This is a genomic window from Rubrobacter calidifluminis, from assembly GCF_028617075.1.
Classification (GTDB): Bacteria; Actinomycetota; Rubrobacteria; order Rubrobacterales; family Rubrobacteraceae; genus Rubrobacter_E; species Rubrobacter_E calidifluminis.
This window is the reverse complement of the sequence record NZ_JAQKGV010000002.1, coordinates 177,251-196,166: the sequence shown is the minus strand read 5'-3', so window position 1 is coordinate 196,166 and position 18,916 is coordinate 177,251. Positions and strand designations below refer to the sequence as shown.

At 67.6% G+C, this 18,916-nt stretch carries 19 protein-coding genes; 4 read left to right on the top strand and 15 right to left on the bottom strand.

Going from position 1 to position 18,916, the window contains the following annotated elements; all coding sequences use genetic code 11:
* Positions 1-30 precede the first annotated feature (30 nt).
* The gene (gene purE, locus PJB24_RS02885) at positions 31-516 is read left to right on the top strand and encodes a 5-(carboxyamino)imidazole ribonucleotide mutase (protein ID WP_273842486.1); all 486 of its coding nucleotides are present in this window, start codon (positions 31-33) and stop codon (positions 514-516) included.
* Positions 513-1,691: a 5-(carboxyamino)imidazole ribonucleotide synthase gene (gene purK / locus PJB24_RS02880; protein WP_273842483.1), complete on the top strand. Its 1,179-nt coding sequence runs from the start codon at positions 513-515 to the stop codon at positions 1,689-1,691. The genes purE and purK overlap by 4 nt, the downstream gene beginning before the upstream one ends.
* 3 nt (positions 1,692-1,694) lie before the next feature.
* On the opposite strand, the gene PJB24_RS02875 is transcribed toward purK, so the two are convergent.
* The 13 genes from PJB24_RS02875 to PJB24_RS02815 form a co-directional block, all read right to left on the bottom strand.
* Positions 1,695-3,053 carry a sn-glycerol-1-phosphate dehydrogenase gene (locus PJB24_RS02875; RefSeq protein WP_273842481.1) on the bottom strand — a complete coding sequence of 453 codons (1,359 nt, stop codon included), beginning with the start codon at positions 3,051-3,053 and terminating at the stop codon, positions 1,695-1,697.
* Positions 3,054-3,078: 25 nt separating this feature from the next.
* A complete protein-coding gene (locus PJB24_RS02870; RefSeq protein ID WP_420541878.1) occupies positions 3,079-3,642 on the bottom strand; it encodes a thymidine kinase in 564 nt (187 codons plus the stop codon).
* Positions 3,643-3,719: 77 nt separating this feature from the next.
* The gene (locus PJB24_RS02865; RefSeq protein ID WP_273842478.1) at positions 3,720-4,619 is read right to left on the bottom strand and encodes an HpcH/HpaI aldolase/citrate lyase family protein; all 900 of its coding nucleotides are present in this window, start codon (positions 4,617-4,619) and stop codon (positions 3,720-3,722) included.
* A 1-nt stretch (position 4,620) separates the two neighbouring features.
* Positions 4,621-5,922, bottom strand: a complete 1,302-nt coding sequence (locus PJB24_RS02860; RefSeq protein WP_420541877.1) for a (Fe-S)-binding protein — start codon at positions 5,920-5,922, stop codon at positions 4,621-4,623.
* Between the two features lie 160 nt (positions 5,923-6,082).
* Positions 6,083-7,330: an FAD-binding oxidoreductase gene (locus PJB24_RS02855; protein WP_273842474.1), complete on the bottom strand. Its 1,248-nt coding sequence runs from the start codon at positions 7,328-7,330 to the stop codon at positions 6,083-6,085.
* The gene (locus tag PJB24_RS02850; protein WP_273842473.1) at positions 7,330-8,778 is read right to left on the bottom strand and encodes an FAD-linked oxidase C-terminal domain-containing protein; all 1,449 of its coding nucleotides are present in this window, start codon (positions 8,776-8,778) and stop codon (positions 7,330-7,332) included. The genes PJB24_RS02855 and PJB24_RS02850 overlap by 1 nt, the downstream gene beginning before the upstream one ends.
* 213 nt (positions 8,779-8,991) lie before the next feature.
* Entirely contained in the window at positions 8,992-10,542 is a 1,551-nt protein-coding gene (locus tag PJB24_RS02845; protein ID WP_273842472.1) for a long-chain-fatty-acid--CoA ligase, read from the bottom strand.
* A gap of 12 nt (positions 10,543-10,554) precedes the next feature.
* Positions 10,555-11,451 carry a 3-hydroxyacyl-CoA dehydrogenase family protein gene (locus PJB24_RS02840; protein WP_273842470.1) on the bottom strand — a complete coding sequence of 299 codons (897 nt, stop codon included), beginning with the start codon at positions 11,449-11,451 and terminating at the stop codon, positions 10,555-10,557.
* 4 nt (positions 11,452-11,455) lie between these two features.
* Positions 11,456-12,232, bottom strand: a complete 777-nt coding sequence (locus PJB24_RS02835) for an enoyl-CoA hydratase/isomerase family protein (protein WP_273842468.1) — start codon at positions 12,230-12,232, stop codon at positions 11,456-11,458.
* A gap of 10 nt (positions 12,233-12,242) precedes the next feature.
* The gene (locus PJB24_RS02830; protein WP_273842466.1) at positions 12,243-13,430 is read right to left on the bottom strand and encodes an acyl-CoA dehydrogenase family protein; all 1,188 of its coding nucleotides are present in this window, start codon (positions 13,428-13,430) and stop codon (positions 12,243-12,245) included.
* Positions 13,431-13,503: 73 nt separating this feature from the next.
* Positions 13,504-14,385 carry a DMT family transporter gene (locus PJB24_RS02825; protein ID WP_273842464.1) on the bottom strand — a complete coding sequence of 294 codons (882 nt, stop codon included), beginning with the start codon at positions 14,383-14,385 and terminating at the stop codon, positions 13,504-13,506.
* Between the two features lie 111 nt (positions 14,386-14,496).
* Entirely contained in the window at positions 14,497-14,700 is a 204-nt protein-coding gene (locus PJB24_RS02820; protein WP_273842462.1) for a cold-shock protein, read from the bottom strand.
* 193 nt (positions 14,701-14,893) lie between these two features.
* Positions 14,894-15,304 carry a hypothetical protein gene (locus PJB24_RS02815; protein WP_273842460.1) on the bottom strand — a complete coding sequence of 137 codons (411 nt, stop codon included), beginning with the start codon at positions 15,302-15,304 and terminating at the stop codon, positions 14,894-14,896.
* A 178-nt stretch (positions 15,305-15,482) separates the two neighbouring features.
* On the opposite strand from PJB24_RS02815, the gene PJB24_RS15865 reads away from it, so the two are divergent.
* Together PJB24_RS15865 and PJB24_RS02810 are read left to right on the top strand one after the other, a co-directional pair.
* Positions 15,483-15,896, top strand: a complete 414-nt coding sequence (locus tag PJB24_RS15865) for a COG4315 family predicted lipoprotein (RefSeq protein WP_420541867.1) — start codon at positions 15,483-15,485, stop codon at positions 15,894-15,896.
* A 94-nt stretch (positions 15,897-15,990) separates the two neighbouring features.
* Positions 15,991-16,593, top strand: coding sequence for a cyclin-dependent kinase inhibitor 3 family protein (locus PJB24_RS02810; protein ID WP_273842459.1), 603 nt, complete (start codon positions 15,991-15,993; stop codon positions 16,591-16,593).
* Positions 16,594-16,651: 58 nt separating this feature from the next.
* Here the strand turns inward: PJB24_RS02810 and PJB24_RS02805 are convergent, their stop codons facing one another.
* Together PJB24_RS02805 and glpD are read right to left on the bottom strand one after the other, a co-directional pair.
* Positions 16,652-17,161: a ferritin-like domain-containing protein gene (locus PJB24_RS02805; RefSeq protein ID WP_273842456.1), complete on the bottom strand. Its 510-nt coding sequence runs from the start codon at positions 17,159-17,161 to the stop codon at positions 16,652-16,654.
* 88 nt (positions 17,162-17,249) lie between these two features.
* Positions 17,250-18,914: a glycerol-3-phosphate dehydrogenase gene (gene glpD, locus PJB24_RS02800; protein WP_273842455.1), complete on the bottom strand. Its 1,665-nt coding sequence runs from the start codon at positions 18,912-18,914 to the stop codon at positions 17,250-17,252.
* Between the last annotated feature and the right edge of the window lie 2 nt (positions 18,915-18,916).

The window sequence follows — 18,916 nt, the reverse complement described above, 5'->3', positions numbered from 1 at the left end:
CGGAATCCCTGCTGACGGAGGAAGAGAGGTATGAGCGTTCGGGTGGGTGTGATCATGGGCAGCACCTCGGACTGGGAGACGATGAAGCATGCCTGCGAGGTGCTCGACGAACTCGGAATCTCCTACGAGAAACGCGTCGTCTCGGCGCACAGGACGCCCGATCTCATGTTCGAGTACGCCTCCACGGCGGCCGGGAGGGGGCTCGGCGTGATCATCGCGGGCGCGGGAGGTGCGGCACACCTTCCGGGCATGGTCGCCTCCAAGACGGTGCTGCCCGTGATCGGGGTGCCGGTGAGGTCCTCGAACCTGAGCGGGCTTGACTCGCTGCTCTCGATCGTCCAGATGCCCGGAGGGGTCCCGGTCGCGACCGTCGCGATAGGCCGCTCCGGAGCGACCAACGCCGGGCTGCTGGCCGCCCAGATCCTGGCCGTCAGCGATCCCGACATCCGTCACAGGCTCGAGGAGCGCCGGGAGAGGATGCGTCGCTCCGTCATCGAAGGGGGTGATCTCGGTTGACGAAGGTCGTTCTTCCGGGCAGCACGATAGGCGTGCTGGGCGGCGGCCAGCTCGGCCGCATGATGGCGCTCGCGGGGGCGCACATGGGCTACCGCTTCGTGACGCTCGACCCCACGCCCGATGCCCCGTGCGGGCAGGTCTCGGCCGCCCAGATCGTCGCAGCCTACGACGACCACGCCGCCGCCAGAGAGCTCGCCAGATCCGCCGACGTCATAACCTACGAGTTCGAGAACGTGGACTCCGGCGTGGCGCGGATGCTCGAGCAGGAGTCGTACGTACCCCAGGGGAGCCGTCTGCTCCACACCACCCAGCACCGGCTGCGCGAGAAGCGGGCCGTCGAGGAGGCGGGGGTGCGGGTGGCGCCCTACCGGCAGGTCGAGAGCGAGAAAGACCTGCTCGATGCGGTGGACCTGCTGGGCACCCCCTGCGTGCTCAAGACCGCGACCGGCGGCTACGACGGCAAGGGGCAGCGGGTACTCCACTCGGAGGACGAGGCCGAAGCCGCCTTCGCCGAACTCTTTGGCCCGGGGGTCGACCTGGTGCTGGAGAAGTTCATAGCCTTCGAGAAGGAGCTCTCGGTCATCGCCGCCCGCACCCCGGACGGGGAAGCGGCGGCCTTCCCGGCGGCGGAGAACGTACACGTGGACAACATCCTGCACCTCTCGATCGTCCCGGCCCGCGTGCCGCAGGAGGTGCAGGAGAAGGCCACGGAGATGGCGCTCAGCGTGGCCGAGTCGCTCGGCGTGGCGGGACTCGTCGCGGTGGAGATGTTCTGGGCCGGCGGCGACGAACTCTACGTCAACGAGCTCGCCCCGCGGCCGCACAACTCGGGCCACTACACGATAGAGGCGTGCGTTACCTCGCAGTTCGAGCAGCACGTAAGGGCCATCTGCAATCTGCCGCTCGGCCCGACCACCCTGCTCACCCCCGCCGTCATGGTCAACGTGCTCGGGGAGCACCTGGAACCCCTGATCCGGCTGATCGAGAAAGGTGGGATGCGAAGCCGCGGTGGCGTGACGCCGAAGGTGCATATCTACGGCAAGGCCGAGTCCCGCCCGAAGCGCAAGATGGGACACGTCACCCTCGTCGCCGACGACGTCGATCCGGCCCTCGCCTGGATCGAGGAAGCCGGGATCTGGGAAGGCCAGGTAGCGAAGACGGGTCCCGTCCGGTAGCCCTCAGGGAGAGGCAGAGCTCCCGCCCCAGAACCCGTCCGGGGCGAAGAGTTCCTCGACGCACTCCTCGAGCAGCCCGCTCTCGAGCGCGAGATCGAGGACGGTATAACGCCGGCGGATCGTCTGCGCCCGCGCATAGGTCTGCCGGAAGCTCTCCCACCCGAGCCCTATCTCCCGCGGGCTCGTCGGGCATCCGGCCTCCGCGAGCAGCCTGCGCAGCTCTCCGGGGGGCAGAAGCTGCTCCCGCAGCCGCCCTCTGAGCGCATCCCACCCCCGCGTGAGGCGCACGAGCCTCCGGCGCAGCTCTCCGGCCGTGGGATGCTTGGCGAGCGACTCCTCCACCGCGGCGCGCGCCATCACGGGGTTCGGGTGCGCCTCCCTTACCCGGCGCTCCACCTCGTCCCTCCCCGGCCAGCGGCGGCAGATCCCGTCCACGTCGATGTCGGTGAGATCCTTCAGCAGCATCCTCTCGTAGAGGGCGGCGATCGCCACGGTGCCGACCCCGACCTTGAACCCATGCGAGAGCGGCGGGTCCTGGTCGTGCCCGAGCCCCTCCATCTCCCAGAGGTGGCTGAACTGGTGCTCGGCGCCGGAGGCGGTGCGCGAGGAGCGGTAGCGCTGCATCGCGAGCCCGGACATCACGAGCCCCTCCATCAGGCCGGCCACGGCCTCCTCGTCCCCCCGACGCAGCCTGCCGGGCAAGGCGGTCCAGCGACGCAGCGGGCCCTGCACCATCTCGAAGCTCGTCCGATCGATCGCCTCCACCCCGAGGGCGTCGGCGACGATCCAGTCTGCCCCCGAGGTGATCTTGCCCAGGAGATCGGCGTAGCCGGAGGCGGTCATCCGCTCCGGAGACCCGGCGAGCACCTCAACATCCGCGACCACGGCCCGGGGCGCGGGGCAGGGCAGGGTATGCTTGTACCCATCCTCGGTTATCGTGGCGCCGAAGGAGGTGTACCCGTCGACCGAGGCCGCGGTCGCCACCGCCATGTACGGCCGGCCACACTCGTGGGAGGCGCGCTTGGTGATATCGTTTATGGTCCCGGCCCCGACCGCGACCGGCACAGCCTCCCTGCCCCGGAGCCACTCCCTGAGATCTCCGACGCCCTCGGAGTCGGGGAAGAGAGGAGGATGCACCGGGAAGACGAAGCGTCCTGCGAGCGTGCACCCGGCGGCCTTCAGGCTCCTCTCGACATCTTCCCCGGCGACCTCGAAGGTCCTCTCGTCCGCGACGATCACGGCCGGCACGGCCCCGAAGCACCCCTCGAAGACCTCCCCGACCCGCCCCAGGGCTCCTTTTTCTATGACGACGCGATCGGTCTCGGAAGCCTCCCCGAGCGCGGCATCCAGTCTCTCCTCCAAACGGACCTCCTCCCCTCGAAATTTTCTACGGCACTTGCGGCTCGCCGGGAACCTCGTGACAGTGCCGGCAGCGGGCCTCGTAGCTCTCCTGCGCCCCGACGAGGATGGTCGGTGCGGAGGCGGGCGCGGGACGGCCGTCTATGAGGCGCTGGGAGCGGGAGGCCTCCCGGCCGCAGCGGGCGCAGATCGCGCGCAGCTTGACAACCTCGTCAGCCCTGGCGAGCAGGGCCGGGACGGGACCGAAGGGTCGGCCGCGGAAGTCCATGTCCAGCCCGGCGGCGATCACGTCGTAGCCGCCATCGGCCAGACCATCCAGGACCTCGACGAGTCGCCCGTCGAAGAACTGCACCTCCTCGATCGCCACCAGGTCGGTCTGCGGCTCGACGGCCGAGAGCAGCTCGTCGCTGGAGGCGACGGCGCGGGCCTCGTGCAGCACGCCGTTGTGGGAACGGATGACCGCTCTCTCCGAGCGGGTGTCGAGGGCGTGCTTGAAGACCTGCACCCGGCGTCGAGCGTACAGGGCGCGGCGGACCCGCCGGATCAGCTCCTCCGTCTTGCCCGAGAACATCGAGCCGGTTATGACCGTCAGAGAACCCGGACGGGGACCGTAAACTTCGAAGAGCCTCTCCGGGGCCCTCCTGACGCGCTCCTCCCGCACCAGGCAGGCTACTCTCCGGCCCTCTCGAGCGTGCGACGGGCCATCTTCACGCTGGCCTCGTCGACCATCTGTCCGTCGACGGCTATCGCCCCGACCCCCGACCGGCCGGCCTCCTCGTAGGCGGCGACGATGCGGCGGGCACGCTCGAGCTCCTCCTCCGAGGGGGAGAACTCGCGGTTGACGGTCGCTATCTGCGCGGGATGGATGCACCACTTGCCGTCGTAACCCAAAGCCCGGGCGACGCGGCAGCTCCTGCGCAGCGCCTCCTCGTCGCGGAAGTCGGCGACGGGGCCGTCGAGGACGCGGAGCCCTCCAGCCCTCGCCGCGGTCGCGATGCGCGCCATCGCGTGGTGGAAGCGGTGTCCCGGGTAGAGCTCGTCCCACGCGTCCTCGATCCCGATGTTCCTCCCCGGCATACCGACGCTCGCAGCGAAGTCCCCGGGTCCGAAGTGCAGCGCCTCAAGCCGCCCGCCCCAGAAGGCTATCTCCTCCACCCGGGCGAGCCCCGAGGCGCTCTCTATCTGGGCCTCGAGAGAGACCGAGCCCGGCTCGAGACCCGCTCCCGCCTCCACCCCCCGGAGCAGAACGTCGAGTGCGTAGAGATCCTCCGCCCTTCCCACCTTCGGGACGATAATCGCACAGGGAACCCTCGCCCACTCGACGACCTCGATCACGTCCCCGTAGAACCACCGGGTGTCGAGCGCGTTCACGCGGAAGGTGGGGGTCCTACCACGCCAGTCCATCCCGGTGAAGGCCCGCACGACGTTCCCGCGCGCCGCCTCCTTCTCCCCCGGCGCGACGGCGTCCTCCAGGTCCAGGAAAACCGCATCCGCCTCCGAGGCGAGCGCCTTCTCGATCATCCTCGGGTTCGAGGCGGGAACCGCGAGCAGCGAACGGACGAACCCCATCTCACCCCAGCAGCGTCTCGACCGGTTCGCCCCGGAGGGAGGCGTCCAGGACCTCGGCCGGGTGGGCGACCGGGATGTCACGGCCCATCCGGCGCAGGGACGCCCGGATCTGCAGCGTGCAGCCCGGGTTGGACGTCACCAGAAGCTGCGCCCCGGTCTGCAGCACGTTCTTCGCCTTGCGCTCGCCGAGCTCGGCGGCGGGCCCGGGCTCGACCATGTTGTAGATCCCGGCCGAACCGCAGCAGATCTCCGCCTCCCTTATCTCCCGCACCTCGAGGCCCGGTATCCTCCCGAGCGCCCGGCGGGGCTGGCTGCGGATGCCCTGCGCGTGGGCGAGGTGGCAGGCGTCGTGGTAGGCGACCGTGACCGGCAGCGGGTGGCGCTCGGCGACGGGCCCGATCTCCTCGAGGAACTCCGAGACGTCCCTCACCTTCGCGCTGAAAGCCTCGGCCCTGGCGGCGTACTCCGGGTCGTCGCGCAGCAGGTAGCCGTACTCCTTCATCGTCGAGCCGCACCCGGCGGCGTTGACGATCACCTCGTCGAGGTCGTAGCGCTCGAAGACGTCTATCGTGCGGCGGGCGAACTCGAGCGACTCCTCCTCACGCCCGGCGTGGGTCGAGAGAGCGCCGCAGCAGCCCTGATCGGGCGGGGCGACGACCTCGCAGCCCTCGGCGGCGAGCACCCGCACCGTGGCCGCGTTCACCTTCGAGAAGAAGACCCGCTGCACGCACCCGGTGAGGAGCCCGACCCGACGCCTCTTCTCGCCGAGGGGCGTGGTCACCTCGGGGATCCTCTCCTGCTCAGGGACCTCGGGCAAAAGCTCCTCCATCGCCCGCAGCCGCCCGGGCATGAGCTTCAGCAGGCCGCTCCTGCGCACCAGGTTCCTGATACCGGCCCTCTGGTAGAGCCGGAGCGGGGCCGCGACCAGCCGCAGCCGCTCCGGGTAGGGGAAGAGGTTGAAGATCATCTCCCGGAACGCCCGATCCTCCGGCGCGCGCTGGTAGCGGCGCTCGACCTGGCCGCGGGTGGCCTCGATGAGCTTGTCATACTGCACCCCGGAGGGGCAGGCGGTTACGCACGCCATGCACCCCAGGCACAGGTCGAAGTGCCGTACCATCTCGTCGTTCATCGGCTCTCCCTCGAGCCCCTTGTTCATCAGGTATATCCTGCCGCGCGGCGAGTCCATCTCCTCGCCGAAGAGCACGTACGTCGGGCAGGTCGGCAGGCAGAAGCCGCAGTGGACGCAGTCGTCTATGAGGGCCTGATCCGGCGGGTGATACTCGTCGAAGGCCGGGAAGACCACCCGGCCGCTCTCTCCGCGTCCCGTTCCGACGGTCGCCTCCGCCGAGAGGCTCCCGGCTCCGCCGACGTCCTGCCCCAGATCTTCCGGGCTCGCTGCCCCGACGGCGCCGGCCGTGGCCCTCCCGGACGGCGTGCCGCCTCCGTTGTGCCGCTCGGTCACGCTAGATACCTCCCACGAAACGTCCCGGGCTCATCGTGCCCGGGGGATCGAACTTCTCTTTGACGCGGCGCATCAGCTCGAACGCATCACCCGCGTACCCCCACACCTCGGCCCGGCGTTTGAGCCCGACCGTGGCGCGGGTGAGCACGACGCTCCCGCCCCGGCGCGAGCGGATCTCGCGCAGCTCGGCGATGAGGTCCGAGATGTCCTCCTCTCCCCCGCCGGAGACGGCGGCGAAGGTAACCCCGCTCGCCGCATGCCCCCGGAGGCTCACCCAGAGACCGCGCCTCTCCGCAGCCCCGGTGACCGATTCGATCACCCCGGAGAGCTCCGCCGGCGGGGCGTTCACCTTGAGCTCGACCTCCGCGGGCTCCATCTCGGGCAGCACGCGCCCTTCCTCCTCGCGCACCTCACCGAAGGGCCTGAGCAGGAACCTCGCCGTCTCCACCTTCGCGCCGATGCCGCCGGGGATGCTCTCGAGCAGGACCGAGATCTCCCGGCGGTCACCGTCCCAGAGGAGCTCCACGGCGCTCGGCACGATCTGTGAGCGGGCCACGGCCCGGGCCGCGCCCGCCGCGCCCCCGGCATCCTCCACAGCCACCGTCACCGTGCGGGCGACCTCGGGGATCGGGTGCAGCCGGAAGTTCGCCTCCGCGATCACCCCCAGCGTCCCCAGAGAACCGGTGAAGAGCTTCGAGAGGTCGTAGCCGGCGACGTTCTTCACGACCTTGCCCCCGGCCTTCGCCACCGTCCCGTCGGAGAGGACGACCCTTATCCCGATGATGAGATCCCGGATCGTCCCGTAGCGCAGCCGCAGCGGCCCGGAGGCGTTCGCCGCGACGACGCCGCCGATGGTGGCGCCGTGCTCCGGCGGGTCTATCGCGAGCATCTGTTTCGAGGCGGCGAGCTCTTCCTGCAGCTCGTCGAGCTTCACCCCCGCCTGCACCCGCAGGACCTGGTCCGCCGCGGCGTGCTCGAGCACCCTATCCATCCTCGTCATGTCCACGATGACCTCGGCCCGGTGCGGGGGGTTCCCGAGGTGCATCTTGGTCCCCGCACCGCGCGGCACGACCGCTGCCCCCGCACCGCTCGCGAGCCGCATCAGCTCCGAGATCTCCTCGACCGATCCAGGCCTGGCCACGAAGGAGGGGACCACCCCATCCACGGCGTCCTGCCGGGTGGCCTCGCGCGCGTGCTCCCCGCCGACGACGTTCTGCAGCTGCTCCAGAGAGAGATCGCGCGTCTGCATCAGAACATCTCCGCCAGACCCGCCTCCTGCAGCGGGTGCATCCTGAAGGGGCCGGGACGCTCGCCGCAGAGCCGCGGGGTCGGGAAGACCTTGCCCGGGTTGCACAGGTGGTGCGGGTCGAAGGCGCAGCGCAAAAGCTGCATCACGTCCAGATCCTCGGCGGTGAACATCTCCGGCATGTACTTCTTCTTGTCCTCGCCGATCCCGTGCTCGCCGGAGAGCGAGCCGCCGTGCTCCAGGCAGACCCGGATGATCTCTCCCGCGAGCTCCTCGGCCCTCCCGGCCTGCTCTTCCCCGTCGTAGAGGACGAGTGGGTGCAGATTGCCGTCCCCGGCGTGGAAGACGTTCGCCACCCTGAGGCCGTACTCGGAGCTGAGGTCCGAGATCTTCTTCAGCACCTCCGGAAGCTCGGTGCGCGGGATCACACCGTCCTGTACGTAGTAGTCGTTCGAGATGCGCCCCATCGCCGCGAAGGCCGCCTTGCGCCCCTTCCAGAAGAGTGCCCGCTCCTCGTCGTCCCTGGCTACCCGGATCTCGGAGGAGCCGTTCTCCTCGCAGATCCTCTTCACCTGCTCGAACTGGCTCTCGACCTCCGCCTCCGGACCGTCGAGCTCGACCAGGAGCAGCGCCCCGCACTCCGGGTAGTTGGGATGCACGGCGGCCTCGACCGCCTCCAGGCACAGAGAGTCCATCATCTCTATCCCCGCCGGGACGCAGCCCGAACCTATGATCCCCGAGACCGCCCCTCCCGCCTTCTCGGTGTCCTCGAAGGCCGCGATCAGGGTCCTTATCGCCTCCGGCTGGCGCACGACGCGCAGCGTGATCTTGGTCGCTATCCCTAAAGTGCCCTCGGAGCCGACGAAGGCCCCGAGCAGGTCGTATCCCGGCTCGTCGGGGGCCTTGCCGCCCCCGAGGTGGACCATCTCCCCGTCGGGCAGCACCACCTCCGCGCCGGTTACGTGGTTGGTGGTGAACCCGTACTTCAGGCAGTGGACCCCGCCGGAGTTCTCCGAGCAGTTCCCCCCGATCGAGGAGACGAGCTGGCTCGAGGGGTCCGGCGCGTAGAAGTATCCCTCATCCGAGACGGCCTGCGTCACCCAGAGGTTTATCACCCCGGGCTCGACGACGACGCGTTCGTTCTCCAGATCGACCTCGAGTATCCGTCGCATCCTGGAGAGCACGATCAGGATGCCTTTCTCCACCGGCAGCGCCCCGCCCGAGAGCCCGGTCCCCGACCCGCGAGCGACGAACGGGATGCCCTCCTCGTGGCACACCCTCACCACCTTCTGCACCTGCTCGGCGCTCTCGGGCAGGACGACCAGATCCGGGATGACCCGGTAGTTCATCAACCCGTCGCATTCGTAGGTGCGTAGCTGCTCGCGCTCGTGGATCACCCCCTCCGGCCCCAGGATGGACTCCATCGTCCTTATAAGCCGGCTGCGTTCCATCTGCCTGCGATCCCCTTTCTCCTCGCGTCGCCGGACGGCGTGGAGCCGATCGCTCCGAACCAGATTCTATCTTGAAAAGAGGATGGCATCCCACCGGAACCAGGCAGGCCGCCACCGAAGGAGGGACCCGGCCCGGAGCGTTGTTGTGAAGGCTATCTGCCGGAGGGGGCTTCGACCGGCTCTCCGGGCCGGGCTTCTGTCTTTCCTACCCGATCACCGGCTGCGTCTAACCTCGGGGCCGAGCCTCTCCGGGTCGAGCTCGCGCTTGAGTATCTTCCCGGTTGCGTTCTTGGGCAGCTCGTCGACGAAGACGACGTGGCGGGGGTACTTGTATCTGGCAACCCGCTCGCGGGCGAAGGCTATGATCTCCTCCTCTTCCACCCTCGCCCCCTCCTTCGGGACGACCACGGCGACGACCTCCTCGCCGAGCTCCTCGTGCGGGACGCCGACCACGGCGACCTCGGCGACCGCCGGGTGCTCGTAGATCGCCTCCTCGACCTCGCGCGGGTAGACGTTGTAACCACCGCGCACGATCATGTCCTTCTTGCGGTCGACGATGAAGATGTAGCCGTCCTCGTCCATCCTGGCCAGATCGCCGGTGTGGAACCAGCCGCCGCGCATCGCCTCCGCGGTCTCCTTTGGCCTCCCGTAGTAGCCCTTCATGATGGCGTGCCCGCGCACCACGAGCTCCCCGGTCTCGCCGCGGGGCACCTCGCGGTCGTCCTCGTCTACGACCTTCGCCTCGATCCCCCAGATCGGAAGCCCTATGGAGCCGACCTTGCGCTCTTCGGCGGAGCGGTTGAAGCAGACGACCGGGCTCGTCTCGGAGAGGCCGTAGCCCTCGAGTATCGTGATCCCGAACTTCTCCTCGAACCTCCTCAACACCTCGACCGGCATCGAGGCCCCGCCGGAGATCCCGAGCCTGAGCGAGGAGGTGTCGTGTGCGTCCGCAGCCGGGTGGTGCAGCAGGTACTGGTACATCGTGGGCACCCCGGTGAAGATGGTGATGCGGTCGCGCTCTATCGCACCGAGCACCGCCTCGGGCTCGAAGCGCGGGATCATCGTGATCGTGTTCCCGCTGTAGACGAAGGTGTTGAGGACCGCGGTCTGCCCGAAGATGTGAAAGAGCGGGAGTGCGGCGATCCCGGCGTCCTCCTCGCTGGTCTGAACGAGCTTGTCCGCGTTGCACACCGCGTTGTAGAAGAGGTTGAAGTGGGAGAGCTCGGCCCCTTTCGGCCGACCGGTGGTCCCGCTGGTGTAGATGATGACCGCCGTGTCGTCGGGCATCGTCTGCACGGTCTCGAACTCCGGCGGGTTCTGTTCCAGAAGCTCCCTGAAGCCGAGCGCCCCCTCGGGCACCTCCTCCTTCTCCCCCGCCACGATCAGGTGCCCGCAGCCGGAGGCCTCCTCGTATCCCCTTCCGGCCGCCTCCAGGAACCCATCCCAAGCGACGAGCACCTTCGCCCCGGAATCCCCCAGGTGGTAGGCGACCTCTGGGCCCTGCAGGAGCACGTTCAGCGGGACGACCACCGCCCCGGCTCGCAGGATGCCGTAGTAGGCGATGGCGAACTGGGGGACGTTTGGCACCATGATCGCGACCCTGTCCCCGGGCTCGATCCCGAGCGAGGACAGCGCGGCGGCGAAGCGCATCGACGCCTCGCGCAAAGCGGCGTAGGTGACCTTCTCCTCCCCGAGGACGAGTGCGGGCTTCTGCGGCCTCACCTTCGCGCTCTCGTCCAGCATTACCGTCAGGTTGAGCGACATAAGGGGTCCCTCCTATTCGACTCTGCGCCCCTCCTCATCGTAGGTGTACCATCCCCTGCCGCTCTTGCGGCCGAGCTCGCCCCGCTCGTACTTCTCGACGATGCTCTTCGCGGGTCTGTCTTTCGGGTCGCCGCTCTCCTCGTAGCGGGAGTTGGCCGCGTGGTAGGCGACGTCTATCCCGGTGAGGTCCATCAGCTCGAAGGGGCCCATCGGGTGCCCGAGCGCGGTGCGGCAGGCGGCGTCTATGTCCTCGAAGGAGGCGACCCCGTTCTCATAGAGCCAGAGCGCCTCGGAGCGGATCGCGTGCAGGATGCGGTTGGCGACGAAGCCGGGAACCTCCTTGTTTATGACGACGGGTTCCTTGCCCACCCGGCGGGCCAGCTCCGCCGTGGTCTTTACCGTGGCGTCGGAGGTCTTCGGGTTTCTGACCACCTCGACGCAGCGCATCACCAGCGCCGGGTTGAAGAAGTGCATGTTGCAGACCAGCTCGGGGCGGCCGGTCGCATCGGCGATGCGCGAGGAGACGATCGTCGAGGAGTTGGTCGCGAGGACGGCATGCCCGGGCGCCGCCCGGTCGAGGCGCCGGAAGACCTCGCGCTTCACGTCGAGCCGCTCGACGACGGCCTCTATGACGAAGTCCGCCTCCGAGGCCGGGCCCTCCAGGTCGGTGGTGAAGGTCATCCGGCCGAAGGCCGCCTCGACCTCTTCGCGGCCCATCCGGCCCTTCTCGACGTTGCGGCCCATGCGCCGCTCGAGCTCTTCCCGCGCCCGCCCGAGCATCTCCTCCTCGATATCCTGCAGGGTGACCTCGTAGCCGGCCAGGGCGCAGACCATCCCGATCTGGGATCCCATAGCCCCGGAACCGACGACGAGTATCCTGCGGACGTTCTCTATGTTCGGCTCTGCCACCGGGTTACCTCCCCTTGAAGTTCGGCTCGCGCTTCTCCAGAAAGGCGCTCATCCCCTCGAGCTTGTCCTCGGTGGAGAGCAGGATCGCCTGCGCGAGGCGCTCGATGAGCATCCCGGTGCCCTGGTCGGTCTCGAAGCCGTGCTTGACGGCGAGCTTGGCGAGCCGCACAGCGAGCGGGCCCTTGGAGAGGATCGTGCGGCAGGTCTCGAGCGCGGCGTCCATCAGCTCCTGCGGGCGCACGACCCGCGAGACGAGCCCGATGTCGCGAGCCTCGACCGCGTCGATGATGCGTCCGGTCAGGATCATCTCGACCGCCCTTCCCTTCCCGACCAGGCGTGCCAGACGCTGGGTGCCGCCGGCCCCCGGGATGATCGAAAGCCCCGTCTCCGGCAGCCCGAAGCGGGCGTTCTCCGAGGCGAGCCGGATGTCGCAGGCCATCGCGAGCTCGCACCCCCCACCCAGGGCGTATCCGTTGACCGCCGCGACGGTCGGCTTCTCGAACTCCTCCACCTCGTCGTAGAGCCGCTGCATCGGGGCCGCGATCCCGTCGAGCATCGTCCTCTCCCTCAGGTCGCCGATGTCCGCCCCGGCGACGAAGGCCCTCTCCCCGGCCCCGGTGAAGACGACGGCCCCGATCCCGTCATCCTCCCGGAAGCGCTCGAGCGCGTCGCGCAGCTCCCGGGTGACCTGCGCGTTCATCGCGTTTCTGACCTCGGGCCGGTTTATCGTGACGACGCCGACGCCGTCGCGGTTCTCGGTCAGGATGGTCTCGTAAGCCAAGACAAACCCCCTATCTGAACGCCTCTATTCCGGTTATCGTCTCCCCGAGGATGAGGGTGTGCACCTCGTCGGTCCCCTCGTAGGTGCGCACGCTCTCCAGGTTGCTGGCGTGCCTCAGGGGAGGGTGGTCGAGGGTCACGCCGTTCCCGCCGAAGACGGTGCGGGCCTCGCGCGCTATCTCTATCGCCGCGCGCACGTTGTTCAGCTTGCCGAAGGAGATCTGCTGGTGCTTCAGGGTCCCCGAGTCCTTCATCCGCCCGATGTGCAGCGCGAGCAGCGTGCCTTTCTGGATCTCGATCATCATGTCCACGAGCTTCTTCTGCACGAGCTGGAAGGAGGCTATGGGCTTCCCGAACTGCTCCCTCTCCTTCGCGTAGGCGAGCGCCGACTCGTAGCAGTCGCGCGCCGCCCCCATCGCACCCCAGATGATCCCGTAACGGGCCTCGTTGAGGCAGGAGAAGGGCCCGCGCAGCCCTTTGACGCCCGGTAGCATCGCATCCTCCGGAAGCCGCACCTCCTCCAGATGCAGCTCGCACTGCACCGAGGCGCGCATCGAGAGCTTGGGCTCGATGTTCGTCGCGGAGAATCCGGGGGTGTCGGTGGGGACGAGAAACCCCCTGATGCCGTCGTCGGTCTTCGCCCAGACCACGGCTACATCGGCGATCGAACCGAGCCCGATCCAGCGCTTCGTTCCGTTCAGGATCCAATGGGACCCTTCCTTGCGCGCCCGCGTCTGCATGCTCGCCGGGTCGCTCCCGGCGCCGGGTTCGGTGAGCCCGAAGCAGCCTATGGCCTCGCCCCTGGCCATGCGGGGCAGCCACCCGTTCTTCTGCTCCTCGCTCCCGAACCTGTGGATCGCGCTCATCGCGAGCGATCCCTGCACGCTGACGAAGGTCCTCAGCCCCGAGTCCCCGGCCTCGAGCTCCATGCACGCGAGCCCGTACTCGACGGCGCTCCTTCCCGGGCAGCCGTATCCTTTCAGGTGCATCCCGAGCACCCCGAGCTCACCGAGCTCCGGCGCGAGCTCGCGCGGGAAGACGGCCCGCTCGTACCACTCGTTTATGTTGGGTCGAATCCTGCGATCCACGAACTCCCGCACCCTCTCGCGCACGCGCTTCTCCTCCTCGGAGAGGAGCGTGTCGAGGTCGAGGAAGTCGCCGGGATCAGGCCCCCGCCCCCCTTTCCTGCGCTCGCTCATTAAGGCAAACCTCCAGTTTCCGTTCCTACCAGGCGCATTCTAGCCTCTCCGGAGGCAGCCACACGTCCGGCGGCTACTGTTTCCTCGCGGCGAACACACCGGCGAGGATCACGGCTCCCCCGATAATCTGCGCTGGGCCGAGGCGTTCCCCGAGGGCGAGGATGCCGGAGATGACGCCTACGAGCGTGATGAGATACTGGTAGACGAGAACCCGGTTAGCCCCCAGGCGAAAGATCCCTCTCTGCCAGGCGAAGAACCCGTAGGCGGCGACGAGAAAGGTGGAGTATGCCACGGCAGCCCAGACGAGCCCGCCGGGATGCCCCCCGGAACTCCTGAAGAACGACAAGGCCCCGAGCGGCAGGGTGGCGAGCCCGCCAGAGAGGGTCGTGTACGCGGCAACGGTGAGAGGTGGGTGGCGCCTCAACAACCGCATCCCGAGCACAGTGTAGGCCCCCCAGCACACGGCTCCACACATTACCAGCAGGTCCCCCGCGAAGGACGGGGCCGCGGAGCCCATCCCACCCGAGACGACCACCGTCACCCCCACCATGGCGATAGCCACACCCGTCACACCCCTTTTCGTCGGGCGCTCCTGCCCGAGCAGAAACCCGAGCAGCATCCCCCAGAGAGGGGGCGTGGCGTAGATCAAAGCCGTCTCCGAGGCACTCGTCATGCTCACCCCGAGCGTGAAGAGCACGTTGTTAAGCCCGACACCGAAAGCCCCCACCCCGGCCATCCGGAGAAGCTCGCGCGCGCCGAGCGGCTCCCTGGCCCCTACAGCCTTCCGGAAGGTCCACAGCAGAAGCCCCGCCAGCGTGAAGCGCAGCGCGACGAAGACGAGGGGAGGGATCTCGAGGATCGCGTACTTGACCGCAACCGGGTTGGTCCCGAGGAAGAATACCGCCGCGAGGAGCGAGGCTTCGGAGAGAAAATCCCTGTGCGACGCGTCCTTCACGGGACGGATTCTACGTCCCTTTCACCCTCTCAGAAACGAAAGAGAGGGACCCCGTCTGGGGTCCCTCTCTTCGGCGTGCGCGGAGTACGAGCCTCCGCTGCTTTTAGTGCTTCAGATCCGGGTTACGTTCTTCGCCTGCAGGCCCTTGCGTCCCTGCTCGGTCTCGAAGCTTACCTGCTCGCCTTCTTCCAGGCTCTTGAATCCGGAGCCCGCGATGCCGGTGTGATGCACGAAGACATCCTCACCACCGTCGTCGGGCTTGATGAAGCCGTAGCCTTTCTCGGCGCTGAACCACTTTACGGTACCCTGGGCCATACTACCTTAAGCCCACCTTTCTCTTCTTACGAGACCGCGGCGACCGGGAATGTCTCCTCGATCGGGGTGACGCTCGGGTCAGCGCGACCTCGTATCCTGCAACTTACCATTGGGAGTATACCCCAGAGCGCGCCCGGGGTCACCCGATGGGGGAAAAGTCGGGAAAATTAATCCCTCTTCCAGGGGCAGGCTTTCAGCTCTGTTCGCGTCTGATCTCCCAGGTCCCTTTCTCGACCCTGTCACTTTCCGAAGAGCTGGTCGGAGGGTTCGGACGTCCCCCACCTTTCTCCCAACCCATCTCACCGGCCTGTTCGGCCGTGACGTCGAGCACTATGTTCTCCTGGGCGTCTATCTCCTTTACGTGTCTCACCGGCACGTATATCTCGCGCCTGAGCAGCCCCCGGTCCACGGAAAAGTTGCTCCCGTAGACCTTCTTGAGCCTGCCGATCTTGATACCGTCGGGGCCCAGAACCTCGGCTCCGGTCGCCTGAAGCTGGGCGAGAGCCTGCGGTCCCCTCCCGGGCCCGAAGGTCTCCTGCCTGGGACTCCGCTCACCTCTCTCGTCCGGCACGTCGCTCCTTTCCGAGATGTTCCTGCCCTCCACGTTGGCAGTTATCCCCGGGGAAGCAGCGATTCAATCCTCCCGCCCTCCCAGCTGAACCGATCCGACACCCCACCGTATAACCGCGCGCCATGAACCACACCGAGCCAGGAGAAAGGCTGATCTGCGATATCCAGAAAGAAACCTGTAAGGACGTGGTTTGTCGCGGCACTGATCCCCGGTGACCCTGCTGCTTACCGGCTGCGGAGGCTCCGCCTCCCAGGCCTCATCCGGTGGCAGCACCCCATCCTCATCAGGCAACGGCGGCGGTCAGCGGAATGCCATCGTCCGAGTCGGCACGAACCCGAAGCCGGGCAGGATCCTTGCTGGCCCGAACGGGCATACGCTCTATCTGTTCACCGCGGACAGGAACGGCGGATCTGCCTGCTCGGGCGCCTGCGCCGAAACCTGCCCGCCCCTCACGAGCCACGGAACAGGCTCGTCACGAGCCCAAGGAAAGGTGGCCTGTTGCAAGCCACCTGCGACGGGCACCCCCTATTACGCACCGGACGGCAAGACCGGAGACGTCAGGGGAGAAGGGATGAGAGCTTCGGCGGAGAGTGGTACGCATTCTCTCCGAACGGACACCCGGTAGAGAACAAGGGTGAGAGTTCAGGCGGCTACGGTGGAGAGAGCTACCAGTCGGGGGCACCCGGACCATCCACGGCTCTCGGTGTAGCATAACCCCGATGGAGAGGAAGCAGAACGAGAGCGGGAAACCCTACACCTCCAGTTCGCATCCACTGCACGTGGACTTCCTCCGCCGGGAAGATCTTCCCCTTCCCGGCCACCTCGGACTGTGCATGTGCCCCGGGCTCAAGGATCCCGAGCTCGACGGCCGGAGCTGGGACCGCAACCTGCGGGCGGATCTCCTCAGGCTGAAGGAGGTCTACGACACGCGACTGCTCGTCTCGCTCATGCAGGATCACGAGTACCACGCCTTCGGGGTCCCCGAGCTGTCGAGAAGCTCCCTGCTCCAAGGGGTGAAGATAGAGCGCTTCCCGATCCGGGACGTGGACGTGCCACGCGAAGCAGAGGCGGAACGTTTCGGAGATCTGGTGCAGAAGATCATCCGAAACCTCGGCGAAGGCAACAACACGGTCTTACACTGCCGCGCCGGGCTCGGGAGGAGCGGGACGGTCGCAGCGTGTGTCCTCGCCGCGCTGGGACGCCACACCCCGGAGGAGGCCATAGAAGCCGTAAGGCTGGCGAGGCCCGGTGCTCTGCAGACCCCCTCGCAGGTGGAGTTCGTCCACGCCTTCGCGCAGAGGATGGAGGGAGAACGGCACTAGCAACAAAAGGAGCGCCGGTATCCTGCCGGCGCTCCCAGCTTCTTTTTTCCCGCCCCTTCTAGGCGAGCCCCTCTGCCTGGTACTCGCGCAGGAACCCCTCGAAGAGCCGGCGGTGCTCCTGCTCGTCGTGCAGGATGTCTATCACCATGTCCTGGGTGACGTGGTCGACACCCTCGGTCTCCTCGACGATGCGTGTGTAGTGCTCTATCGCGCCCGTCTCGGCCTCGATGACGCCCTTTATGATGCTCACGACGTCGGTCTGCTCTTCGGGGGGCTGCAGGTAGCTCTGCTCGGGTTTGAAATCCATCGAGCCCGGAACCACCCCGTAGAGTTCCTTGATCCTGGCGGCGAACTGCTGGGCGTGACCGAGCTCCTCCTGGATGTCCTCCTCGAGGGATTCCTTGATCTCCTGGGCCCTCACCCCGTCAGGGTTGACGGAGTTGGTGACGTAGTTCATCACCGTCTCAAGCTCCATGAAGTATGCCTTCTTGAGGAGCTCGATTATCTCTTCTCTCTTCTGGCGCATCTCCTCAGAGAATATGCCCTGGGTTCCGCGTCCGGTCTCCATGGCTTCCCGACCTCCTGCGATTTACTGTTGAAACACCGCTACCTAACTTCCCGGAAACGGCCGGGCGTAAACTTGGAGATCGGGGTGCTTATCTGCGTCCCGAGGTTTCCTGCAGGGCCTTCGGGTGGTAGCGCCGGATGTAATCGCGGTACTCCTCCACCTCGCCTTCCGTACGCTCCTCGTCCCACCCGAAGTGCCTCGCCGCCACCTTCGCCGCCGCCTCGTCGACGTCGAGCCCGGCCTCCCGGTCGAGCGCGGCCATGCTCCTCCTGAGGAGCACGTCGGAGAGCTTCTCGGCCATCTCCCGCTCGAAGGAGTAGAGTACCTCGGCCCCGATGAGCCCGTTCTGCACGGTGGCGGGCGTGACGAGCGGCTCCCTGAGCGAAGGGTCTTCCCCGGCCATCTCGAGCACGTCCCACGCCCGGGCCCCGTAGAGCTTGAGCAGCCGCTCGGAGATCTGGGGCAGGAGCCCGCTCTCGGCCTTGAAGCGCTCCGAGAACGACTCGAAGTCGCCGGTCCTGCCGCCGGGCAGGGGGACGATGGAGGTCGCGCTCTTCGGCGGCTTCTGCCCGAGCTTCCTGTAGACCATGTCCGTCGTCTGACGCCCGAGGTTACGGTAGGTGGTGAGCTTGCCCCCTATGATCGAGATGAGGCCCTCCAGACGCGGTTCGTGCCGGGCGTGATCGTAGACGATGTGACTCCTCGTGATGCTGCCGGCGTCGGCGTCGGGCTCGTAGGGCAGCGGCCGGACGCCGGCGTAGGTGTAGAGTACGTCCTGGCGGGTGAGACCCGCCTGCGGGATGACGTGGTTGGTCTCTTCGAGCAGGTACTCTATCTCCCACTCCTCGGCCGAGACGTAGTCGAGGTCCCCCTCGTAGGGGATGTCGGTCGTGCCGATGAGGTAGCGCCCGTTCCAGGGCACGATGAAGTAGGGACGCCCGTCCCTGCGGGCTTCGACGTAGAGCGCCTCGTTCCTGGGCGCCCCGGGGAACGGGTCGACGACCAGGTGACTGCCCTTGGTGCCGCCGATCATGCGCTTCGGGGAGAGGTTGCCCAGCACCTCGTCCACCCACGGCCCCGAGACGTTGACCGTGACCGGGGCGCGGGCGACGCGGCGCCTGCCGCCGTCGAGCAGGTCGGAGAACTCCACCCCGACCACGTTCTTTCCCTCGCGCAAGAGCCGCTCGACCTTCGCGTAGGTGATGACCATCGCCCCGTGCTCTCGCGCGCTGATGGCGTTCTCGACCGCCAGCCGCTCGGCGTACTCGGCCTGCGCGTCGTAGTAGAAGGCGGCACCGAGCAGACCATCGGGGTTGAGGCCCGGCTCGCGCTCAAGCGCCCCCTCCCGGTCAAACATCCTGTGGCGCGGCATGCTCTTCTCGTAGGAGAGGATGTCGTAGGCGATCATCCCCAGCCGGATCATGCGCGGCCCGCGCCTGGAGCGCTCGTAGATCGGGACCATGAACCCGAGCGGCCTGACCAGGTGCGGGGCTATGCGCAGCAGGATCTCCCTGTCGTGCAGCGACTCGCGCACCAGAGCCACCTCGTAGTACTCCAGGTACCTGAGCCCCCCGTGGATGAGCCTGGTCGCCCACTGGGTGGTCCCGTTGGAGATGTCCCCCTTGTCCAGGAGCAGCACGCGTAGACCTCGCATCGCCGCGTCGCGGGCGATCCCGGCCCCGTTTATCCCGGCCCCGACGACGATGAGATCAAAGGGGTACTGCTCTATGTCACCCGGTACCTTGCGCGTCATAC